We start from the raw sequence: 15,879 nt of genomic DNA on the forward strand, positions 1-15,879 counted from the left end.
GACATCATGGGTCGGACGTCAACACTTCTGCTCTCCGCGGCCGCGACCGTGCTCGCCGGCACGATGCCGGCGCTCGCCGCCTGGCAACCGCAAAAGCCGATCGAGTTCGTCGCCACGGCCGGGCCGGGTGGCGGCACTGACAATCTCGCGCGCGCGGTGCAGAACATCATCACCAAGTACAAGCTGACAGACCAGCCAATCGTCGTCGTCAACAAGGGCGGCGGCAGCGGCGCCGAAGGCTATGTCTACGGCAAGGCCTCCGCTGGCGATCCGCACAAGGTGATCTTCGGCACCTCCAACGCTTGGCAGCAGCCGCTCGTCTCCAAGGTCGCCTTCAACTACACCGATCTCACCCCGATCGCGGCGATGGCGCAGGATGAGTTCCTGCTCTGGGTCAAGCAGGACGCGCCCTACAAAACCGCGGGCGATTATCTCAAGGCGGCCGCATCGGGCGAATTCAAGATGGGCGGCGCGCAATCCAAGGACACCGACGAGGTGTTGACGCGCATGATCGAGAAGGCTGGCAAGGTCAAGCTGACCTATATCCCGTTCAAGAGCGGCGCCGAGACCGCCGTGCAGCTCGCCGGCGGACATCTCGACTCCCATGTCAACAATCCCAGCGAGAGCCTCGGGCAATGGCGCGGCGGCACGCAGCGCCCGCTCTGCGTTTTTAGCCCGAAACGGCTGCCGCAGGGCCCGAAGGTCACCGCAACCGAAGGCTGGAGCGACGTTCCGACCTGCGTCGAGCAGGGCCTCGACATCAAGCAGTATGAGCAGCCGCGCACGGTGTGGCTGCCCGGCAAGGTCACGCCGGACCAGGCGGCGTTCTATATCGATCTCATGAAGAAGGTGCAGGCGACGCCGGAATGGAAGGACTACATCGAGAAGACCTCGCAGGTCGACACCTTCCTGACCGGCGCCGAGTTCGAAAAATTCATCAAGGACGACCTCGAGCACGTCAAGCAGGTCGCGGGCGAGCAGGGCTGGCTCGTCAAGTGAGGCGGCGGGCAGGTCGTTTGCGGCCATCCTTCGAGACGTCCGCCTGCGGCGGGCCCTCAGGATGAGGTCGCGCGTCGTGGCGAGATATCCGACCCTCATGGTGAGGAGCCCGCCAAAGCGGGCGTCTCGAACCATGCAGGCCGAGCTCGTTCGGCAGATCTCACCGCCGTCACATGGGATAGCTCAGAGGTAACGGACCATGATCTCCCGCCGCGCGCTTGAACTTGCGACCGCTACCCTCACCGGGACCTTCGGTGTGGCAGTCGTCATCTCCAGCCTCGACAACGGCATCGGCTGGTCGAGCGCCGGGGTAGACGCCGGCACGTTTCCGTTCCTGACCGGGATCATCGTCGTGATCGGGAGCCTCTACAATCTGGTGCGGGGCGTGCTACCGGCCGCGACACTGGCAAATGTCCCCATCGCCATCACGTCCATCGAGCTGCGCAGGCTCGCCGGCCTGTTCGTGCCGGCTGCGATTTTTGTTGCCGCGATCCCGCTGGCCGGGATGTACGTCGCTTCGGCGTTATACGTTTTCGCAGTGCCGGCGATCCCCAGGCATCAATCCGTGCCGCGTGCGCTCGCCATGGCGGGGGCGACGGCACTCGCGCTCTACGTCGTGTTCGAGCGCATGTTCCAGGTCAGCCTGCCGCATGGCGCGCTCGCCGCCGCGTTTGGGTTCTGACGGAGAGGTCCGATGGATAATCTCGCAGAGCTCCTGCACGGCTTCACCATCGCGGTCACCGCGCCACATCTGCTGCTCATGGTAATCGGCGTGCTGCTCGGCATTCTCGTCGGCGTGCTGCCGGGGCTGGGCGCGCCAAACGGAGTATCGCTGCTCCTGCCGCTGACCTTCGGCATGCAGCCGGTCTCGGCCATCATCCTGCTCTCCAGCATGTATTGGGGCGCGCTGTTCGGCGGCTCCGTGACCTCGATCCTGTTCAACATTCCCGGCGAGCCGTCGTCGGTCGCGACCACCTTCGACGGCTACCCGATGGCGCGCGACGGCCGGCCAACGACGGCGCTCGCCACGGCCTTCGGTTCGGCGGCGTTCGGCGCGCTGATCGGCGTCATCCTGATCACCTTCCTCGCATCCTGGGTGGCCCAGGTGGCGCTCGCGTTCGGGCCGGCCGAGTATTTTGCGGTCTATTTCTTGGCCTTTGCCAGCTTCGTCGGCATGGGCGGTGCCGCGCCGATCAAGACCGTCGTGGCGCTGGCGATCGGCTTTGCGATCGCTGCCATCGGCATCGACACCGTGTCTGGCAGCGTGCGCCTCACCATGGGGGTCGATGAACTCGTCAAGGGCGTGAGCTTCGTCGTCGCCGTGATGGGTCTGTTCGGTATCGGCGAGCTCTTGGTTGCCGTCGAAGAGGAGTTTCACGCGCGCGCGGTCTCCTCCAAGATCGACTGGCGTGAGGTGTTTCGCGCGGTCGGCCGCCTGCCGCGGCATGGCATTGCCTTGCTGCGCAGTGCCGCGATCGGATGCTGGATGGGGATTACGCCGGGCGGCCCGACCGCGGCCTCCTTCATGAGCTACGGCATCGCCCGCCGCTTCTCGCGCCGGGGCCGATATTTCGGCACTGGCGAGGTCGAAGGCATCATCTCGCCGGAGACGGCCGACCATGCCGCCGGCACCAGCGCGCTGCTGCCGATGCTCTCGCTTGGCATTCCCGGCTCGGCGACCGCGGCGGTCATGATGGGCGGCCTGATGATCTGGGGTCTCAATCCCGGGCCGATGCTGTTCGTCGACAGTAAGGATTTCGTCTGGGGCCTGATCGCCTCGATGTATGTCGGCAACATCGTCGCCGTCGCGCTGGTGCTGCTCACCGTTCCGGTCTTCGCAGCCTTGATGCGGATTCCCTTTGTGGTGATCGCGCCCCTGATCGTGATCATCTGCGTCGTCGGCGCCTATTCGGTGTCGAATTCCTATCTCGACGTCGTCATGATGCTTGGCTTCGGGATCGTCGGCTATCTCTTCAAGAAGCTGTTCTATCCGTTGGCGCCGCTCGTGCTCGCGATCATCATCGGCGACAAGGCCGAGGACGCGTTCCGGCAGTCGATGCTGATTTCCAAGGGATCGCTCGGGATCTTCTTTGCAAACAAGCTGGTGACGTGCCTGATCGTTGCCGGCATCGCATTGTTGCTGCTTCCGCTCGTGCTGCAGCTCACGCGGCTCTGGCGCAAACCCGCGCCGTCTACCGATCGGACGACAGCTGAGGAAAAGGTGATCATATGACCGCAAAGCCGCTCATTGCATTGGCAATGGGGGATCCCGCCGGCATCAGCCCGGAGCTGACGGCGAAGCTCGCGGTGCAGGATGACGTCCGCGCCCGCAGCCGGATCGTCATCATCGGTGACCGCCGCATCTTCGACGAAGGCGCGCGGGTTGCCGGCGTCAAGCCGGAGCTGACCATGGTAGAGCAGGGCGCCGACCTTGGCGCGGCGCAGGGCGAGACGCTGTTTGTCGATCTCCGCCACCTCGATCCCAGGGAGGTCGAGCCGAAGGCCGCGACGCTTGTCGGCGGGAACTTCGCCCTGACCAATTACCGGCACGCGCTCGAGCTCGGCCGTGACGGAAGTGTCGATGCCGTCTGCTTTACCCCCTTCAACAAGCAGGCGATGCGCCTTGCCCGCGCCGAATACGACGACGAGATCGCGTTCTCCGCCGAGGTGGTCGGGCTCAAGACCGCGGCAAGTGAGTTCAACGTGCTGGACCGGCTCTGGAACGCGCGGGTCACCTCCCACATCCCACTCAAGGACGTCGCTGCAAAGCTGTCCAGCGAGCGCATCCATCGCGCGCTCAAGCTGACCGATTCCTGTATGCGCAATGCCGGTTTCACGCGGCCCCGCATCGCGGTCGCTGGTCTCAATCCGCATGCCGGCGACGGCGGCAATTTTGGTCGCGAGGAGATCGACATCATCGCGCCCGTGGTCGCGGCCGCCCAGCGCGAGGGCATCGCCGCGGAGGGACCGTTCCCCGCCGACACGGTGTTCCTGCGCGCCAAGGGCGGCGCCTTCGATGCGGTGCTGACGATGTATCACGACCAGGGTCAGATCGCGATGAAGCTGATGGGTTTTGATCGGGGTGTCACCTTGCTCGGTGGTTTCCCGTTCCCGATCTGCACGCCCGCGCACGGCACCGCCTATGATATCGCCGGGCAGGGCATCGCATCGATTGGCGCTAGCCGCGCCGCTGTGCTGCTCGCAGCGGAGATGGCCGCGCCTCGCGCCGCCTGATGCCACACGGGGGGAGCCCACTCATCAAGTTCGAACCCGCAAAGCCCTGCGAGTTTCGGGAAAAAGTGGAAACTTCCTCCGTCGTAACGAGTTGCGGTCCCATGAACGTCTCAATGTGGGAGCTGGAACATGGTCGACCACGATCCGCTACGAACGGCCGTGGATACTGCTTGGTCCGTCTACCGCGCCCGGCATCGTCACGTCGATGCCGCGGATGGTCGTCGCTGTCTGCTCGAGCGTCATCTACAAGGGAGGCGGGAAGCGCGCGAGAGTGGCGGTGATGCCCAGGACCTGACGGCATCTGGCCTTGCCTATCTCGAGCGGCTTCGCGATGACGAATGTTAGCGCTGGTGGAGGAACTGGCCTGCTGCCTGGCGGCCGCGAGTGCGAGGCCGAATTGGACCTTGCTCGCGATTTCGAACCTTCTGGCGGCAGTCATCGTGCTGATCGTGCGCTTGGCAGTTTAGCACATGCGTATCGCTCAGCTCGCTCCGCTGGCCGAAAGCGTTCCTCCGAAGCTCTACGGCGGCACGGAGCGGGTGGTAGCTTGGCTGGTGGATGAGCTGGTGCAGCTCGGCCACGACGTCACGTTGTTTGCGAGCGGCGATTCCCGGACGGCCGGGAGACTCTATCCGGTTTGGTCCCGTGCGTTGCGTCTCGGGCGCAAGGGCGCCGATCCGAGTGCAGCTTGCGCGATGCTGCTGGAAGCGATCGCGAAGCGAGCGAGAGACTTCGACGTGATCCACGCGCACATCGACTGGCTGCATCTGCCGTTGCTCAGTCGCCTGGGCGTGCCGTTCCTGACGACCATGCATGGCCGCCTCGACTTGCCTGGGTTGCCTGACGTGGTTCGGCAATTCCCCGAAGCAGCGCTCGTGTCGATTTCCGACCGGCAGCGCCTGCCGCTTCCAAATGCGAATTGGATTAGAACGATCCAGCACGGGATGCCGTCCGACCTGCTTCGCCCGTGCTACGAGCAGGGATCATACCTTGCATTTCTTGGCCGCCTGACGAAAGACAAGGGTCCGGAGGATGCCATCCGCATCGCGCATCTAACCCGTATGCCACTGCGCATCGCCGCGAAGATCCCGCGCGCCGAGACCGCCTACTTCAAGAAACATGTCGAGCCCCACATTGACGACGAGAAGATCAAGCTTGTCGGCGAAGTCGATGATGACGGAAAGCAGCAGTTCCTTGGTCGAGCCGCCGCTCTGTTGTTTCCGATCGATTGGCCGGAGCCCTTCGGGCTGGTCATGATCGAGGCAATGGCCTGCGGAACTCCCGTGATCGCCTACCGCTCAGGCGCCGTCCCTGAGGTCATCGAGCACGGCCTGACTGGTTTCATCGTCGAGAACGAAGAGCAAGCCGTTCAGGCGGTCGGCGAAGTGGGCAAGTTGGATCGAAGGCAGGTGCGCGCACGGTTCGAGGAGCGTTTCTCGGCGCGCCGAATGGCGCGAGAGTACGAAGGCGAGTACAGCAAGCTGGTTGCCGCCGCGACTTGAGAATTCGATACGGCGTCCCGCCTGCTGCCCCGGCGTTACTTCGCGATAGGTGTCACTAGCTCCTTGTCTGCTGTATCCACGACGAAGACGGCCAGCAGCTTCGCAGGTTCGGAATCGCTGGCATTGGCGCTTGTGGCGTGGCGGTCGCCGGGTTTCTCGAAAAAATTTTCTCCCTTGCGATAGACCTTGGCGGGCTCATCATTGACTTGACTGCGGATCGCTCCTTCCAGGATGGTCGCATAGATAAACGCGGAGCGCGGGTGCATGTGCGCGGGTGAGGAGCCTCCCGGACCATATTCGACCAGCACGCCCTTCATGCTCTTGCCGGGGACGTTGGCAGGGCCTGATCGAACACCACTGTTACTTTGGCTAATGGTGCTGCTGTCTCGGCTGCATGGGCCGTCAGGAAAGACGCAGCGTAAACCGCCGTTGCCATCAGCAATCTGCACATGGGATTCCCTTCATTGTCATTTCCGTCGTGATTGAGGCTGACGGAGCTTCAGAGGCTCGCGAGCCATGTTGCGAGCGGTGTCTTCCCGAGCCGCGCCTCGCCGAGCGGATTCAGCGATGTGTCGTCAATGAGAGCGCCGTAATAGGGCGCCTTTGGGTCTCCCACCACAGGTCGGGCATCGCCGGACGCCTTCAGGCGTCGCGCGATGAATTCATTGAAGGGGGCCTTCTCGGGTCCAGCAATGTCGATCGTGCCGTTGAGCGGCCGGCCCGTTGCGATCTCCGCGAGACAATCGACCACATCGTCGGACGCGATCGGTTGAAACTGCGCCGATGGAACGACAATCCTGCCGCCCGTCACAGCCGTTTCGGCAATGGCGCCGAGGAATTCAAAGAACTGGGTGGCGCGCACGATCGAGTAGGGGACCGAAGAGGATTTGATGACGGTCTCCTGAGCGAGCTTGGCACGGAAATAGGCGTTGTCGGGCGACCGCTCGGTGCCGACGATGGAGAGCGCCACATGATGTTTCACGGCCGCTGCGGCCTCTGCCGCGAGGAGATTCTTGCTCGAGCGCTGGAAGAAATCGAGCACGGCGGCCGGCTCCCAGGACGGCGCGTTGGCGACGTCGACGACAACATCGGCGCCGGCCAGCACCGCAGCGAGACCTTCCCCGGTCACGGCGTTCACGCCTGATCTTGGCGAGGCTGCCACCGCCTCGTGGCCCTGCTGCTTCAGCTTCGCCACCAGTTTAGATCCGATCAATCCGGTCCCGCCGATCACGACGATCTTCATGGCACGTCTCCTCGATGTTTCGGAGCGCGAGATGATCAAAGCCAATGCAAACTTACGCTCTCACGTCGACGAATGTGATCCGAAGCGACTCTCACGACCAATGGCGCGGAGCTCTTGCCCGTAGCGAGCATGGCTTGCCGGAAAATGCTTCGCAAGCCCGGGCGCGATGTCAAAAAAATCCGCTTAGGGATCATTCCCTCGCGCGTAAACACAACCTGGCGATGATCACAGATTGCCAGTGTTTTGCCCGACGTGTCAAAACATTCTGGCGGAAGCCAAAAACCGAAAGGAAGTCCCGCTGAAAAAAACAGCAATGAAAGCAATCCTCTAGCTACTGTGCATGGGGTTGTTTTCGCGAGTTCTGATAAAGGCGGGCTACTCGCCGGCTTTGCGGGCGCCTCACGCCCCGCAGATGATCACGCCGTACCAGCCGAGCCCACGATAGGTCTCATAGCCCGGGGTGGCATGGAAGGCGACCAGCGCGCCGGTGCGGTCGTGGTGGAAGCCGGAGCGCTGGCCGTTCAGCGCGATCGAGATGCGCTCGCTGAGGATGCCCTGGCCGTCCGAGGCGGCAATCACACGAAGGCTCGAATCGACCAGCAGTACGCGGGTCTTGTCGCTGTCGCCGACGCGCACGCCCTGGACGATGGCGCGGGCCTGCGCCTCCCAGTCGAAATGAATGGCGAGCACGCCGATCGGCACCCCGTTGGCCTGGCCGCCGCTGCGGACGCTGGCGCAATAGGTCGCGACCTGGGCGTTGCCGAGCAGCGGCTGGTTCTCGACGTCACCGGCGACATAGTCGTCGCCGGAGCGCAAGGATTGCGCCTCGCGAAACCATTTGGTGTGGGCGACGTTCTGGCCGACGACGCGAAAGCGGTCGGCGCGGCCATTGGCCGATGACGTTGCCGTCGAGATCGCAAAGCCAGAGGTCGAGATAGACGGTGTAGGCCCCGAGGATCACGCCGAGGCGCTGCGAGGCGTGGTTTACAGCCGCCGCGGCCGGCGAGGCCGCGCAATCGACCACGGCCGAGTCGGTCGCCCACCAACGCACGTCGCAGGTGCGCTCATAGAGGTTGCGGTCGATCAGCTCGATAGCGTTGAGCGACAGATCGATCATGCGCTCGCCGCGCGAGCGCTGGCTCATGCGGTCGATCGAGGCGACGAGCTCGCCGGTTCGTTTGGTCAGCTGTGTCTCGAGCTCGCGGGCGATGGTCTCGACCTGCTGGCCGACGCCACGCACCTCCTGCGCCACGACCGCAAAGCCCGCGCCCTGCGCGCCGGCGCGCGAGCTCTCGATCAGGGCGTTCAGCGCCAGCATCTTCATCTGATTGGTGATTTGCTGGATCGCCTTGGTCTTGTCGACCGCGATCTGGTTGACCTCCGCAGTCAGGCGGTTGATCAGCGCGGAGATGTCGGAATCATCATCAGCGGGTTCGGTGGTGGTGATCGGCTTGGCTTTCAGACCCAGCGCAGCAGACATCGGGGAGCTTCCCTTGGCAATGAGGTCTGACCTGCAATGAACCCGGAACAAAGATACAGATCGAATGGAAAGCTTTTTCGAGGATTCCACCTAACGCCCGCTTAATTTGCGGTTCCCTGGAATGCCCAAATGATAGTCAGATCAGCGCCGCAAAAGGGCAATCCACCGCTTTGTGCGGCGCAGCCATTGCATATCCAGAGCGATTCCGGGCCAATCGTCCCTGCCGACCAATCTGCTGCCATCCGTCCGGGCTCCTCAATCAATCATCATTCATGACCCCGCCCGCAACTGCCTTGCCCGTCGAAGCGCCCCAGGCGTTCCTGGGGGTGACGCGCTCGCTCACGGACAAGCTCTGGCGTGACCGGCTCGACGCGCGCGGCGCGGCCAAGGCGCTTGCGATCGTGCAACGTCACCAATTGCCGGAACTGCTGGCGCGGGTGCTGGCCGGCCGCGGCGTCGACATCGATACCGTGCCGGACTTCCTCGATCCGACCATCCGAAAACTGCTGCCGGACCCGTTCACGGTGACGGAGATGGAAGCTGCCGCGCAGCGGATCGCGGATGCCGCGGGGAAGGGCGAAAGGGTCGCGATCTTCGGCGATTACGACGTCGACGGCGCCACTTCGGCGGCGCTGCTGGCCTGGCATCTGCGCCATTGCGGGCTCGATCCGCTGATCCACATTCCGGACCGGATCTTTGAGGGATACGGCCCCAACACCGAAGCGGTGCGCGCGCTGGCAGCAAAGGGCGCCACGCTGCTCGTCACCGTCGATTGTGGCACCACCAGTATCGAGCCGCTGGCCGAGGCGAAGCGCCTCGGCATGTCCGTTGTCGTGATCGACCATCACCAATGCGGCCTCGATCTCCCCGAGGTCGATGCGCTGGTCAATCCGAACCGCCCCGACGATCTCTCGGGCCTCGGACATCTCGCCGCCGTTGGCCTCGTGCTGGTGACGCTGGTCGCCGTCAATCGCGAGCTGCGCCAGCGCGGTTTCTGGGGCGCCGAGATGCCCGAGCCCGATCTGCTCGGCATGCTGCATCACGTCGCACTCGGCACCGTCGCCGACGTTGCGCCGCTGATCGGCCTTAACCGCGCCTTCGTCGCAAAAGGGCTGATCGCGATGCGGCGGCGCGACCATGTCGGTCATACCGCGCTGATGGACGTGGCGCGGCTCAATGGTCCGCCGGAGGCCTGGCATCTCGGCTTCATGCTGGGGCCGCGCGTCAATGCCGGCGGTCGGATCGGTCGGGCCGATCTCGGCGTGCGCCTTTTGCTCGAAGCTGACAGCGTCGAGGCCGCACGCATCGCCGCCGAGCTCGACCGCCTCAACAGTGAGCGCCGAATCATCGAGCAGGCGGCCGAAGCGCAGGCGGAAGCCGAGGCGCTTGCCTCAATCGGCCTGGAAGACAAGCTCGGCGTCATCGTCACGGCCTCCGAAGGCTGGCATCCCGGGGTCGTCGGCCTCGTCGCCTCACGCCTGAAGGAGAAGTTTTCCCGGCCTGCTTTTGCCATCGCGCTTGAGCCCGGCGGCATCGGCACCGGCTCGGGCCGCTCGATCGCCGGCGTCGATCTCGGCAAGGCGGTGCGGCAAGCGGTTACTGACGGCATTCTGCTCAAGGGCGGCGGCCACGCGATGGCCGCGGGCGTCACGCTGCGCAAGGAGAAGCTCGCCGAATTCCGCGCCTATCTGGAGAACGCGCTGGCGCGCGACGTCGCGGAGGCGCGGCACGTCAACGAGCTCTATGTCGACGGCGCAGTCTCCGCGCGCGCAGTGACGCCGGAGCTTGCGACCACTCTCAATCGCGCCGGCCCGTTCGGCAGCGGCAATCCGGAAGTCGTGCTGGCGCTGCCGGCGCATCAGCTCGTCTATGCCGATGAGGTCGGCCAGGCGCATTTGAGGCTGCGCTTCAAGTCCGGTGACGGCGCCATCGTCAACGGCATCGCGTTCCGTTCGGTCGGCCAGAAGCTCGGCAATGCGCTGCTCGCCAACCGCGGTCAGCAATTGCATGTCGCGGGATCATTGTCGGTCGATCGCTACCAGGGCGTCGAGCGTGTGCAATTCCGCGTCGTCGACGTCGCGCTACCGGACCAGGGGCCATCCGTGATTAGATAGCGACGCGGTTTTCGGCAAGATCATGCGAAAAAATAGATCGCTCAAACAACAAAAAAGGGAGTGAACATGGCAGGGCAGGTTGAGGGCAAGGTCGCGCTGGTGACGGGCGGCGCCTCCGGCATTGGCGAGGCCATCGTCGAGCTGTTCGCGCGCGAGGGCGCCACCGTCATTGCGACAGACATCGACGAGCTGCGCGGCCCAGAGCTTGCCAACCGGATTACAAGAGCCGGCGGCAAGGCGATCTTCCTGGAGCAGGATGTCACCAGCGAGGAACGCTGGATCGAGGTCGTCGCCGAGGTCGCAAAGCGCTACGGCCGGCTGGACATCATGGTCTCCAATGCCGGCATCGGCATCTCCGTGCCCTCGATCGTCGACATGACGCTGGCCGACTGGCGCAAGCAGAACGCCATCAACCTCGACGGCGTGTTCCTCTCTGTTAAGCATTGCCTGCCCTTGATGCGCAAGACCGGCGGCGGCTCGATCGTGATGATGTCGTCACTGGCGGGCCTGCGCGGTGCCCCCGGGCTGTCGGCCTATTCGGCCACCAAGGGCGGAGTGCGGCTGTTTGCGAAATCGATCGCGATGGAATGCGCGGCCGCTGGCGACGGCATCCGCGTCAACTCGGTGCATCCCGGCATCATCGACACGCCGATCTGGGGCAAGATTCCGACTGGCGCGACCGGTGCCGGCCAGAACGCGCCGATCGATCCAGAAGAGCGCGCCAAGCTCGTCACGCCGCTCGGCCGTGCCGGCCAGGCTGCGGAGATCGCTTCTGGCGTGCTGTATCTGGCCTCCGATGCCTCGCGCTACGTCACCGGCAGCGAACTCGTCATTGACGGCGGCATGAATGCCGGCGGCGTGCCGCGGCGCGCATAAGCCGCGCAGGGCAGGGTGGTGCCCTCAGGGGCTGACGCGCAGGCGCAGCCCCTGTACAACGCGGCCAGCTCCGACCGACATAGGTGTCCTTCGCCATGGCGCATAGTCTTCACGCTTCCTCTCCCGCGCCCCATCGTTCGAACCGGCCGGACCTCGCCACCGAGGCGATCCGCACCGCGCGCGAGGATCTTGCCGCCTGCTTCCGCATGGCCGCGCGCAACGGTTTTGAGGAAGGCATCTGCAATCATTTCTCGGCCCTGGTGCCCGGGCATGACGATCTCTTCCTGGTCAACCCGTACGGCTACGCCTTCCGCGAGCTGACCGCGTCAAAGCTGCTGATCTGCGACTTCCACGGCAACGTGCTCGACGGCGAGGGCGTACCCGAGGCGACCGCCTTCTACATCCATGCCGAGATGCACAAGCGTCTGCCGCGCGCCAAGGTCGCTTTCCACACCCACATGCCCTATGCGACGGCGCTCTCTATGACCGAGGGCGAGCCCCTGATCTGGGCCGGCCAGACCGCGCTGAAATTCTACGGCCGCACCGCGGTGGACCGCAACTATAACGGCCTTGCCCTCGACAACCGCGAAGGCGCGCGCATCGCGTCCGCGGTCGGCAATGCCGATATTGTCTTCATGAAGCATCACGGCGTGATGGTACTGGCCCCGACCATCGCCGAGGCCTGGGACGATCTCTATTACCTCGAACGCGCAGCCGAGGTGCAGGTACTGGCGATGTCGACCGGACGAAAGGTGCTGCCGGTCGATCCCGCTGTTGCGGCTGAAACTTACAAGCAGATGCGCGAAGGCGATTCCGAATCCGCGCGGCTGCATCTCGCCGCGATCCGCCGCCACCTCGACGCGGAGGAGCCGCAGTATAGGCGCTGAGCCGCTTACAATCCCTGCCGCAGTCTCGCCAACACCTTCAGCCCGCCATAGCCGTCCGCCGGCGTGATCCCTGCGCGCTGCTGAAAATCCTTGACCGCCTTCATCGTGTCGTTGCCGACGCGGCCGTCGGTGCCGCCGGTATCGAAGCCGGCTTTGGTCAGGCGCGTCTGCATCTCCTGCACCTCGGCAAGCGTCAGCGCGCGCTCGGAGCCGGGGAAGGGCTGGATGAACGGGGGCGCGCCCAGGCAGCGGTCGCCGAGATGGCAGATCGCGAGCGCGTAGTTCATGGAAGGGTTGTAGCTCTTCACCGAGTAGAAATTCGGTCCGAGCAGGAAGCTCGGCCCGCCCGTAACAGGCGTCCACAGCTGCGCCGACGCATTCGGTTGCGGGAATGGCTGGCCGTCGGCGCGGGTGACGCCGGCCGCTTGCCACGCCGCATAGGTGCGGCTGCCGCTGATGTTGCCGGGCGCGCGCACTTCGTAGCCCCAATGCTCGCCGCGATGCCACTTGCCGCGATTGACGAGATATTTTGCGGTCGAGCCCAGCGCGTCATCGGGCTTGCCGAAGGGCGAGACCTTGCCGTCGCCGTCATAGTCGATGCCGACATTGAGCCAGACTTCCGGCATCCATTGCGAATGACCCATCGCGCCGGCCCAGGATCCCTGCATCTGCTCCGGCGTGCTCCAGCCCTTGTCGACGATGCGCAGCGCGTTGATCAGCTCGGTCTCCCAATAGGTCTTGCGCCGCGGTTCGTTCCAGGCGAGCGCAGCGAGCGAGGGAAATACCGGGGTCATATGGTTCTGCTGCACCAGGGGATCGCCATAGGCGGACTCGACGCCCCACAGCGCCAGGAGCGTGCCGCGCTCGACGCCGAAATCGCGCTCGATGCGCGCGAACAGCGCTTCGTTGTTCTTCAGCGCGATCTTGCCGTTGATGATGCGCCAGTCCGAGACGCGGCGGTTGATGTATTGCCAGACCTGCTCGTGGAATTCCGGCTGGTTGCGCATCTGCTTGAACACGCTCATGTCCGGCTCGACCCGCGCCATCGCGCGCTGCCAGGTCGCCGCCGAAATGCCCTTGGCCAATGCCCGCGCGCGAAAGGCTTCGCGCCATTCATCGAAGCCTGGAGGCGCGGCGAGGGCGCGTTTCGGGAGTGCAAGTAACGCCGCTGCACCGAACGTCGATTGCAGCAGGGCGCGGCGAGTTGGATAGGATGAGGAATCAACGTGCGTCATGGGCACATTCTAGCCCGAAACATGGCGCGTGTGAGTCGGTTCCTGGAACGGATGCCGCGCCTGATCTTGCGCGGCCGGATCAATCGTTCCGTCGGAACAAATCGCCGCAGCCTCGCATTCCCCTTGCGACAACGAGGAGGAGAAGATGAGGAAATATCTGTTTGCCGCCGCCATGGCCACCGTCATCGCGGCGCCCGCATTCGCGGACGAGGTCGGCGTTCACGTCGGGCCGGCCGGCGCCGGTGTGACGGTTGGTCAGTCCCATGAATATCGCGAGCGCGATCGAGATCGCGACCACACCACGGTCATCAAAGAGCGTGAGCCCGCCGACCGCACCACCGTGATCAAGAAGGAAGATGAATTCGGCAATCGCGAGAAGACTGTGATTCATCACGACAACGATTGACGGAGCATGGGTCTCGGCCTGCGGCCGGGGCCCGCACTCGGCGAAAAGAATTGGGGTGGAATGAAGATACACGCACATGCGGAAAGCCATGTCGTCGAGCTCGACGACGGATCGCAATGGCAGATCTTTCCCGGCGATCTTGCGACTACGCTGAGCTGGAAGCCCGAAACCGATCTGCACCTGGAGCCGAGCCGCGACCGGGTGAGTTCGCATGTGCTGGTCAATGCCGCGGACCGAACCCGGGTGCGGGTGATTGCCGCGGGCGAGACTTGGCCCGACGGCGAGGTCAAGAACGCGTTGAAGGGCGGCTAATCCTCCTGCAACTCGGTCGCGACCCCGGCGAGCCAGCGCCGGATCGTCGTTTCCGTCTTACTGTCCAAACCCAGAGCGAGGCGCTTCTCCAATTCGAGCACACGTTGCCGGCACGCCTTTAGCAGCGTCGCGCCCCGCGGCGTCAGCGTCCATTGCTGAATGCGGCCATGGACCGGATGCGGCGTCATTGCGATGGCGCCGTCGCGTTCGAGGTTGCGGATGATGACGCCGACCGTCTGGGGGGTCAGGAAGGTGAGGCGGGCGACGTCGGCGCCGGACAGGCCGGGATAGGCGTTGAGCATGGTCAGCACCGCGAATTGCGGCGAGGTCACGCCGAGATCGGCGAGGGTGCGCTCCATTTTCAGACGGACCGCGGCGTGGGCCTGGCGCAGCAGATAGCCGAGATAGCCTTGCTCGCCGCGCTTGCCTTCGCCGGGAGCGGGTACACGCACGGCGACGTCGCCGGCGGGCGCCGCGCGCGCGGTTTTCGATCTTGTGACGACAGCGGTCTTGTGTGACATATAAGAGCTCTTATAAGATATAAGCACGCTTACAATAATCGAGGTGAACGGCAATGTCACACGCCCGCAGCGAATACGAGGATTTCAAGCGCCTCGCGCCCGATGTCTATGATCTGGTGCTGGCGCTGGGTCAGCTTGCAACCAAGGCCGGTCTCGACAAGCAGCTCATCGAACTCGTCAAGCTGCGCGCCTCGCAGATCAACGGCTGTGCCTTCTGCGTGCAGCATCACGTCCTTCTGTCGGAACGGATCGGGGTTCCCACCGACAAGCTCCATCTGGTCGCGGTCTGGCGCGAGGCGCCGATCTTTTCCGCGCGCGAGCGCGCGGCGCTGGCCTGGACGGAGGCCTTGACGATGCTTCCCGGTGGCGTCAGCGAGGAGGTCTATTCGGAGGCAAAGCGCGAGTTCTCCGAAACCGAGCTGACCTACCTGACTTCGGCGGTTGCTTCGATCAACGTCTGGAATCGGTTTGGTGCGGCGTATCGCTGGACGCCGGCCAAACGGCCTGTGGCCACGATTGCCGCGGCATCCTGATCGCAGCGCGAGGAGGTCAGCATGACAGCAATGAGTTTGGCCGCTGCGCAGCGCCAGATAGCGTCTCGTTCAATGGCGATCGCCGCCCTCGGCGGGCTCGCCTGCGCACTCGCAATCGGCAAGGCGCTGCCGGTGACGATCGACACTGTGTCAGGCGCGCTGGCGCCGCTCTGCGCCACGGCTGCGGAGGGTTCGCCGCTCGACAAGGTCGAGCCGATCGGGTCCTACGCGCTGCCGAACGTCCCGGGCAAGCGCGTCACCATCGTGCGTGTGTCCTACGATCCGGGCGGGTTTTCGCAGCCGCATCGTCATGCGGGCTCTGTGACGGCCTACATCACCAAGGGCGAGATCCGCTCGCAACTCGGCGGCGGCCCGATCGAGACGTTTGGCGTCGGCCAGTCCTTCTTCGAGCCGCCGGGCTCGACACATCTCGTCTCCGCCAATGCCAGTACAACAGAGCCGGCAGAATTGATCGCGGTGTTCGTGGCGGATGAGGGCGCGCAGTTGACGGCGTTCTTGGAGTAGCTGGCACTCCTA

General features: G+C 64.5%; 16 protein-coding genes and 2 pseudogenes. 13 read left to right on the forward strand and 5 right to left on the reverse strand.

Features of this window, described 5'->3' with window-relative positions; all coding sequences use genetic code 11:
* The first annotated feature begins 6 nt into the window (after positions 1 to 6).
* The 6 genes from IVA98_RS03630 to IVA98_RS03655 all read left to right on the forward strand — a co-directional run bounded on the left by IVA98_RS03630 (position 7) and on the right by IVA98_RS03655 (position 5,735).
* Entirely contained in the window at positions 7 to 999 is a 993-nt protein-coding gene (locus IVA98_RS03630) for a Bug family tripartite tricarboxylate transporter substrate binding protein (RefSeq protein WP_247296887.1), read from the forward strand.
* 199 nt (positions 1,000 to 1,198) lie between these two features.
* The gene (locus tag IVA98_RS03635) at positions 1,199 to 1,681 is read left to right on the forward strand and encodes a tripartite tricarboxylate transporter TctB family protein (protein WP_247334770.1); all 483 of its coding nucleotides are present in this window, start codon (positions 1,199 to 1,201) and stop codon (positions 1,679 to 1,681) included.
* 12 nt (positions 1,682 to 1,693) lie between these two features.
* Complete coding sequence (locus tag IVA98_RS03640) at positions 1,694 to 3,232, forward strand: tripartite tricarboxylate transporter permease (protein WP_247334774.1); 1,539 nt, start codon at positions 1,694 to 1,696, stop codon at positions 3,230 to 3,232.
* Complete coding sequence (locus IVA98_RS03645; RefSeq protein WP_247334777.1) at positions 3,229 to 4,233, forward strand: 4-hydroxythreonine-4-phosphate dehydrogenase PdxA; 1,005 nt, start codon at positions 3,229 to 3,231, stop codon at positions 4,231 to 4,233. The genes IVA98_RS03640 and IVA98_RS03645 overlap by 4 nt, the downstream gene beginning before the upstream one ends.
* A 129-nt stretch (positions 4,234 to 4,362) precedes the next feature.
* Entirely contained in the window at positions 4,363 to 4,578 is a 216-nt protein-coding gene (locus IVA98_RS03650) for a hypothetical protein (protein WP_247296859.1), read from the forward strand.
* Between the two features lie 125 nt (positions 4,579 to 4,703).
* The gene (locus tag IVA98_RS03655) at positions 4,704 to 5,735 is read left to right on the forward strand and encodes a glycosyltransferase family 4 protein (RefSeq protein WP_247334779.1); all 1,032 of its coding nucleotides are present in this window, start codon (positions 4,704 to 4,706) and stop codon (positions 5,733 to 5,735) included.
* 35 nt (positions 5,736 to 5,770) lie between these two features.
* Here the strand turns inward: IVA98_RS03655 and IVA98_RS03660 are convergent.
* The 3 genes and pseudogenes from IVA98_RS03660 to IVA98_RS37070 form a co-directional block, all read right to left on the reverse strand.
* Positions 5,771 to 6,186 (reverse strand): annotated as a pseudogene (locus IVA98_RS03660) (cupin domain-containing protein).
* 48 nt (positions 6,187 to 6,234) lie between these two features.
* On the reverse strand, positions 6,235 to 6,978 hold the full coding sequence (locus IVA98_RS03665; protein ID WP_247334781.1) for an SDR family oxidoreductase: 744 nt from the start codon (positions 6,976 to 6,978) through the stop codon (positions 6,235 to 6,237).
* Between the two features lie 399 nt (positions 6,979 to 7,377).
* Positions 7,378 to 8,458, reverse strand: a pseudogene (locus tag IVA98_RS37070) (methyl-accepting chemotaxis protein).
* A 272-nt stretch (positions 8,459 to 8,730) separates the two neighbouring features.
* Here IVA98_RS37070 and recJ point away from each other — a divergent pair.
* The 3 genes from recJ to IVA98_RS03690 all read left to right on the forward strand — a co-directional run bounded on the left by recJ (position 8,731) and on the right by IVA98_RS03690 (position 12,335).
* A complete protein-coding gene (gene recJ, locus IVA98_RS03680) occupies positions 8,731 to 10,572 on the forward strand; it encodes a single-stranded-DNA-specific exonuclease RecJ (protein ID WP_247354283.1) in 1,842 nt (613 codons plus the stop codon).
* 66 nt (positions 10,573 to 10,638) lie between these two features.
* Positions 10,639 to 11,448: an SDR family NAD(P)-dependent oxidoreductase gene (locus tag IVA98_RS03685; RefSeq protein ID WP_247334788.1), complete on the forward strand. Its 810-nt coding sequence runs from the start codon at positions 10,639 to 10,641 to the stop codon at positions 11,446 to 11,448.
* A gap of 95 nt (positions 11,449 to 11,543) precedes the next feature.
* Positions 11,544 to 12,335: an aldolase gene (locus IVA98_RS03690; protein ID WP_247354284.1), complete on the forward strand. Its 792-nt coding sequence runs from the start codon at positions 11,544 to 11,546 to the stop codon at positions 12,333 to 12,335.
* A 5-nt stretch (positions 12,336 to 12,340) separates the two neighbouring features.
* On the opposite strand, the gene IVA98_RS03695 is transcribed toward IVA98_RS03690, so the two are convergent.
* A complete protein-coding gene (locus IVA98_RS03695; protein ID WP_247354285.1) occupies positions 12,341 to 13,570 on the reverse strand; it encodes a lytic murein transglycosylase in 1,230 nt (409 codons plus the stop codon).
* 145 nt (positions 13,571 to 13,715) lie between these two features.
* Here IVA98_RS03695 and IVA98_RS03700 point away from each other — a divergent pair, with 145 nt between their 5' ends.
* A complete protein-coding gene (locus IVA98_RS03700) occupies positions 13,716 to 13,976 on the forward strand; it encodes a hypothetical protein (RefSeq protein ID WP_247334794.1) in 261 nt (86 codons plus the stop codon).
* Between the two features lie 60 nt (positions 13,977 to 14,036).
* Entirely contained in the window at positions 14,037 to 14,288 is a 252-nt protein-coding gene (locus IVA98_RS03705) for a hypothetical protein (protein ID WP_247280988.1), read from the forward strand.
* Here the strand turns inward: IVA98_RS03705 and IVA98_RS03710 are convergent.
* On the reverse strand, positions 14,285 to 14,809 hold the full coding sequence (locus IVA98_RS03710; RefSeq protein WP_247334796.1) for a MarR family winged helix-turn-helix transcriptional regulator: 525 nt from the start codon (positions 14,807 to 14,809) through the stop codon (positions 14,285 to 14,287). The two genes, IVA98_RS03705 and IVA98_RS03710, sit on opposite strands and share 4 nt — an antisense overlap.
* 53 nt (positions 14,810 to 14,862) lie before the next feature.
* Between IVA98_RS03710 and IVA98_RS03715 the strand changes: the two genes are divergently transcribed.
* Positions 14,863 to 15,342: a carboxymuconolactone decarboxylase family protein gene (locus tag IVA98_RS03715; protein WP_247334798.1), complete on the forward strand. Its 480-nt coding sequence runs from the start codon at positions 14,863 to 14,865 to the stop codon at positions 15,340 to 15,342.
* Positions 15,343 to 15,363: 21 nt separating this feature from the next.
* A complete protein-coding gene (locus IVA98_RS03720) occupies positions 15,364 to 15,867 on the forward strand; it encodes a cupin domain-containing protein (RefSeq protein WP_247354286.1) in 504 nt (167 codons plus the stop codon).
* The last annotated feature ends 12 nt before the right edge of the window (positions 15,868 to 15,879 follow it).

This window comes from Bradyrhizobium sp. 160 (genome assembly GCF_023073735.1).
GTDB lineage: Bacteria > Pseudomonadota > Alphaproteobacteria > Rhizobiales > Xanthobacteraceae > Bradyrhizobium.